Origin of the sequence: Streptomyces phaeochromogenes (assembly GCF_001418655.1) — a bacterium.
GTDB lineage: Bacteria > Actinomycetota > Actinomycetes > Streptomycetales > Streptomycetaceae > Streptomyces > Streptomyces phaeochromogenes.
In genome coordinates, this window is sequence record NZ_LIQZ01000068.1 from 1 (window position 1) to 6115 (window position 6115).

The window sequence follows — 6115 nt, forward strand, 5'->3', positions numbered from 1 at the left end:
CTCGACCGCCGCGTAGAGGAGGACACCGAGGGACCACAGGTCGGACTCCGGGCCGGGATTGCGGCCCAGGGCGCGCTCGGGTGGCAGGTACTCGGGTGAGCCGATGACCTCACCGGTCCTGGTGAGGGAGGAGTCGCCCTCGACGGTGGCGATTCCGAAGTCGGTCAGGACCACTCTGCCGTTGCCCGCGATCAGGACGTTGGCCGGCTTCACATCGCGGTGGAGCACCCCGGCGGCGTGCGCGGCGCGCAGGGCGGCCAGGATCTCGGCGCCGATTTCCGCGGCCCGCGCGGGGCTGAGGGATCCCTGGTCGAGCAGGTCGGCCAAGGACTGTCCGCTGACTAGTTCCATGACGATCCACGGACGGCCGTCCTCGGTGGCGACGTCGAAGACGGTGACCACGTTGGGGTGGGTCACCCGGGCCGCGGCCCATGCCTCGCGTTCCAGCCGGGTGTACATGCGCTCGACGTCCGGAGCGGGCAGTCCCGCGGGGGCACGCACCTCTTTGACGGCGACTTCGCGCTGCAGCACCTCGTCGTGGGCGCGCCACACCGTGCCCATGCCGCCCTCGCCGAGGGGGGACAGCAGTCGGTAGCGACCCGCGATCACGCGCTCACGGCCCGGCTCCACCGGCACGGTCTCCTCGTTGTTCATCGGGGCGATTTTTCCTCTCCTCATGAAGCGGCCGGAGCGAGCACGGAGACGGCCGCCCGGCGGGGCCGCTTCCGCGGACCGGACGAGATCGCGACACCGTGACATCGCGGCGGCGCTCATCTCCCGGGCCGGGCCAGTAGCTGCTACGTGCTACACGTGGGAGGAGGCCTCGATAGTTCAACTCGGCGAAAGAAATCTGCCGTTGCGTCTTCGGAACGGCAGCCGCAGGCCCTGGACTGGTACAGAGCGGTCCGTTCGGCGGGGACGGCCGTGGCCCGACACGGTGCCGGCGAAACCGTACCCAGCAGCCCGGACATCGTGCGACGGCGCTGTCGCCCCGACGAAGTCACGGGTCGGTGGAGAGGGCCGGTCCCTGCCGCGTCAGGGCCAACTCGGTGGGTCCGCCGCCCTCCAGGTGCAGGGCGGCGACGTCCGGCCGCGTACAGAAACGGGCTCTGCACGGGGGAGTACACCCCTGCTTGCTTGCCCGCCCCGTGCATGGCCGCCGTGTCCGCGGTGACGTAGGCAGCGACGTGGAACCCGTGGGCCGGTGACCGCGCTTCGCCGCCGAGGTGCTTCACGAGGGCTGCACCTGCTGGGACGGTGGGAGCTTCCGCACGGCGGCCCGGAAACGGCCGGAACGGCTGTAGAGGGCATCGGTTTCCCGGCCCAGGATGGCCCGGCCCAGGATGGCCCCGAAGTGGGGGCGCCGGGGCGGCGGCCCGTGGCACCAATGGGGGTAGGCTCCCCTCTGCCCGGTCCCGTCGAGCGGAGCGGACCCGGCCCGTCGGCTCACGCCCGTGACCGGGTGTCGTCGAGCCTCATCGGTTTCGCTTGTCGGTACGAGGGACACTGTGCATACGCGTTTCACCGTGCTCGGTCCGCTGAGGGCCTGGCGGGGCGAGGTTGAGCTCGAGCTGGGACCGCCCAAGCAGCGTGCGCTGCTCGCGTTCCTCCTCGCGCAGCCCAACCACCCGGTCGGTACGCACGAGATCGTCGACGCCCTGTGGAGACAGAACCCGCCGGACAGCGCGGTGAACGTCGTGCACCGTCACATCGGGGCACTGCGCCGCCTGTTCGAACCCGACATGCCGAGCAGGGGAACGTCACGGTGGTTGGTGCGGGCATCGGGCGGCTACCGCCTGGACGCCGACCCCGAATCCCTCGACCTGCTGCGCTTCCGGCACCTGCGGGAGCGCGCGTCCGGGACCGGGGAACCGGCCGAGGCCACCGAACTGCTGGTGGAGGCCCTGACCCTGTGGCGAGGCCCCACGGCCTCCGGGATACCTCCGGAGGTACGGGCTCATCCCGCCTTCGGCGCGGTGGACGGTGAACACCTCGCCGCGGTCAAGCACGCGGCCGAGCGAGCGCTGGAGACCGGGCGGGAACCGCGCGCACGTGTGCTGGTGACACTGCGTCAGGCCGCTGCCCTGCACATGCTCGACGAGGCGTTGCAGGCCCGGCTGATCCTCATGCTCGCCGCCACCGGCCACCAGGCCGAGGCCCTGGAGGTCTACCGGACCGTCCGCGCTCGGCTCGCCGACGATCTGGGCGTCCAGCCCGGTCCGGAGCTCCAGGCCGCGCAACGGCGGGTGCTGGCACAGACGTACGTCTGGGACGACTCGGCCCGTGCCGAGGGAACCCGGTCCGCCGACCCCGCGAGAGCGGACGCGCGGACAGAGTCGGCTGGTACCGACCGGGAGAGCGAGACGGCTGGTACCGGCTGGGTGAGCGAGTCGAGTGGTGAGGGCCGGGAGAGTGAGACGGCTGGGAGGGGCCGGGAGAGCGCGACGGCCGAGCCGTTCGACCCGGACCACCGGATGTCACTCGTGGTCCCGCCCGCCCAACTCCCCGCGAAACTCCCCTCGTTCACCGGCCGGCTCGACGAGCTCGCCCGTTTCCGCGGGCTGCTGCCGGGCAACTCGGCCTCTACGGTGGTCATCAGCGCGATCGGAGGCATGGCCGGTGTCGGCAAGACCGCCCTCGCCGTGCACTGGGCGCACCAGGTGGCCGACCGCTTCCCGGACGGCCAGTTGTACGTCGACCTGCGTGGCTTCCACCCCAGCGGGACGGTGATGAGCCCGGCCGAGGCCATCCGCTCCTTCCTCGACGCCCTCGGGGTGCCCGCGCAGCGAGTCCCCGCCGGGCTGGACGCGCAGGCAGCCCTGTACCGCAGCCTGCTCGCCCGGCGCCGTGTGCTGATCGTGCTGGACAACGCCCGCGACACCGAGCACGTGCGTGCCCTGCTGCCCGGGGCGCCCGGATGCCTCGTCGTCGTCACGAGCCGGCACCAGCTGTACGGACTGGTGGCCGCCGAGGGCGCGTACTCCCTGACGCTGGACGTCCTCGGCGAGGACGACGCCCTGCGGTTCCTCTCCGACCGACTGGGGCCCGACCGGATCGCGCGGGACCCGGGCGCTGCCCGCGCCATCGCCGCCGCGTGCGGGGGCCTGCCGCTTGCGCTGGCCGTTGTCAGCGCCCGTGCCGCGATCAACCCCGCCTTTCCGCTGTCCGGTATCGCCGAGGAGCTGGCGGAGAGCGAGGGAAGTCTCCATGCCTTCTCCGGCGAGGCGCCCGCCGCGGATGCCCGCAGCGCGTTCTCGTGGTCGTACCGGCTCCTCAGCCCGGAGGCAGCACGGGTGTTCCGGCTGTTGGCGCTCCATCCGGGAGCCGACTGCTCGGTTGCCGCCGCCGCGAGCCTGGCCGGACTGCGCCGCGCCGAGATCCGGCCGCCGCTGGCCGAGCTGAGCCGGGCCCACCTCGTGTCGGAGACCGAGCCGGGACGCTTCACCTGCCACGAACTGCTGCGCGCCTACGGGAGCGAACTGGGCAGGTCGCTGGACGCCCCGCCGGAGCGGAGAGCCGCCCGGCGCCGAATGTTCGACCACTATCTGCACAGCGCGCACGCGGCGGACGCTGTCCTCGCGCCGAGCAGGGAACGCCTCACCCTGGGCCCGCCCGTTGCCGGGACGGTCGTGTCGGAATTCGCCGACCAGGCCCGCGCGGCCGAGTGGCTGGAGAGCAACCGGTCGGTGCTGCTGGCCGCGGTCGAGCAGAGTGCGCGGCGTGGCTGTGGTGAACAGAGCTGGCAGCTTGCGGCCGGCATCGAGCTGTATCTGGACCGCAGTGGCCGCCGTCAGGAACAGTTCGTCGCCCAGACGACGGCGGCGAGGGCGGCGCAGGGGCTGGGGGACGTACGCGGACAGGCCCACGCCCACCGGGCGCTGGGCTTCGCCAACGGTCGGCTGGAGCGTTGGGTGGATGCGGCCGGGCATCTGGCGCGCGCCTTGGACCTGTTCGCCTATGTCGGGGACCGGGCCGGACAGGGGCGGGTGCACCGCTATGCGGCCTTTCTCGCGAACGCGCGCGGTCGCCACGAGGAGGCCCTGGAGCACTACGCCCAGGCGGGTCTCCTCTACCGGGAGGCCGGACGGCGCAGCGGGCAGGCCAGCGTGGCCAACGAGATCGGCTGGACCCACATCCTGACGGGCCGGTACAGGGAGGCGCTGGAGGAGTGCGGCCGGGCTCTGGCCGTCCACCAGGAGATCGGTGACCGCAACGGCGAGGCCGCGGCATGGGACAGCCTCGGCTACGCCCACCACCACCTGCACGAACACGACCGCGCGCTGACGTGTTACGAGCATGCGCTGGAGCTCTACAGGGCGATCCGTGACCGCTACCTGGAGGCGGACACGCTCGTGCACATCGGTGACACCCGCTACGCGGCGGGGGAGTTCGAACGGGCCGCGGACGCCCGGCGTCAGGCGCTGGACATTCTCGACGGCCTCGGCCACCCGGACGCCGAGGCGGTGCGCGGAAAGCTGAAGGACGCGGTCGCTGCCGGCGCCGGGGAGCAGCCCGCTCACCTCTGACCGGGGGAGAGGTCCGCCCAGGACGGATCGGTCGGCTCGGGACGGCTTGCTTTCCGCGCGGGGCGTTGCGGTCGGGCGTCAGAAGACCGTCACTGTTCCGGAAGAGGGACCTGTCTACGCTCGCCGCGCCGCTTCTCTGGGGCTCATACGGCCCTTCCCTATGCATGCCGTGCCGGTGACCCCGCCACGGCTGCGTCCCCTTGCTCGCCGCGCATCCGTGTGCGAGTGCGGGCACCGGCGCGGGGGAGAGGAGCGGGCCGAACTCCCCCTCAGGAACTGGAAAATGAACACGATCACCGGCGCAGAGACCGCCTCGCCCGCGCATCACAGGCAGTTGCTCGACGACCTGGTCTCCGATCATGCGACGGCGCTGCTCGCCTACGCGGAGAAGCTGCTGAGCGACCGGCACACCGCGCAGGACATCGTTCAGGAGACCCTCATCCGTGCGTGGCCGCACACGGAACGCCTCTACAGCACCGAGGGATCCGTGCGGGGCTGGCTGCTGACCGTCGCGCGCAACCTGATTGTCGACCGTATGCGCAGCGCCTGCGTCCGCCGGGAGAGCGTCGGCATCGACAACCGCGACGTCGTCCTGCCCGATCACTGCGAATCCGTGCTGATCTCCGTCGAGACGACGTCCCTGCTGCGTCAGCTCTCCCACGACCACCGCGAGGTGCTGGTGCACACCTATCTGTGCGGCCGGACGATCAAGGAGACGGCCCGCATCCTCAGGATTCCCGCCGGCACGGTCAAGTCCCGCCAGCACTACGCCCTCAACGCGCTGCGAGCCCGCGTGGCATCGAGGGATCCCGCCACGATGGGCTGAGACGCGTAGGCCTTCGCGGTCGCCCATCGCACGCTCCTCTCGCCCTCCGTCGTCCGCCACCGGGCCGACTTCAAGAGGTACACGGAACCGCGGGCACGAAAGGTTCGACGGTATGGCCGAGAGGGCCTGTACGCCCTCGGGGCCCGGTCACCGGACCGGGACCCCGAACCGTGTGAAGGGGAGTCGGCCGGTGCCTTGCCGTTGTGATGGTTGACGATCTGGCGGTAACAGTCACTCAGGGAGAACTGACACCGGTCAGTGCGCGTCTCTCAGCCCGCACACGGATTGGCCTGCCCATCTCGGTGTCGCGAGCGCATCACTAGACGGGCAAGGTGGAGGTCGAGAGACTCTGAGCCTCCAGGCAGTGGGCCTCTGGGATCCCACCAGCGGAGAGCTGAGACCTCCTCGTTTTCCCGGAAGGGTTCAGGGTGTGTGACGTTGCCAATGAACAACGCTCCGTACTCCACCCGCCCATCAGGGTGAAGCATGAACTTCGCGTAGCCCGCGAACTGTGAGGGGCCATCTGCCTTCTGTCCGGTCTCTTCCAGCAGCTCGCGCGAAGCGGCTTGGCGTGGGCTCTCACCCGGTTCGATTACTCCTCCAGGCAGCTCCCATTTTTGGCGTCTCCTGTCGAAGACCAGCAGAACCGAGTCGTGGTGCCAAAGAGCCACCAACGACAGCGGCAGGGGGGCGTCGTCGGGTGGGGCGTTCTCTGCGTCAGGGATGAACGCGATCAGAGCGTTGCCGTTGCCGTCGACGGCAA

Annotated in this window: 4 protein-coding genes; 2 read left to right on the plus strand and 2 right to left on the minus strand. The window is 71.0% G+C overall.

All coding sequences use genetic code 11. The annotated features are described in order from the left end of the window. A partial coding sequence (locus AOK17_RS10145) for a serine/threonine-protein kinase (RefSeq protein ID WP_157881296.1) occupies positions 1–654 on the minus strand: 654 nt, incomplete at its 3' end. An 854-nt stretch (positions 655–1508) separates the two neighbouring features. On the opposite strand from AOK17_RS10145, the gene AOK17_RS10150 reads away from it, so the two are divergent. Beyond that, entirely contained in the window at positions 1509–4526 is a 3018-nt protein-coding gene (locus tag AOK17_RS10150; RefSeq protein ID WP_055612043.1) for an AfsR/SARP family transcriptional regulator, read from the plus strand. Positions 4527–4809: 283 nt separating this feature from the next. After that, positions 4810–5352, plus strand: a complete 543-nt coding sequence (locus tag AOK17_RS48215) for a sigma-70 family RNA polymerase sigma factor (protein ID WP_079052912.1) — start codon at positions 4810–4812, stop codon at positions 5350–5352. A 269-nt stretch (positions 5353–5621) separates the two neighbouring features. On the opposite strand, the gene AOK17_RS48220 is transcribed toward AOK17_RS48215, so the two are convergent. Continuing rightward, a partial coding sequence (locus AOK17_RS48220) for an NUDIX hydrolase (protein WP_342671496.1) occupies positions 5622–6115 on the minus strand: 494 nt, incomplete at its 5' end.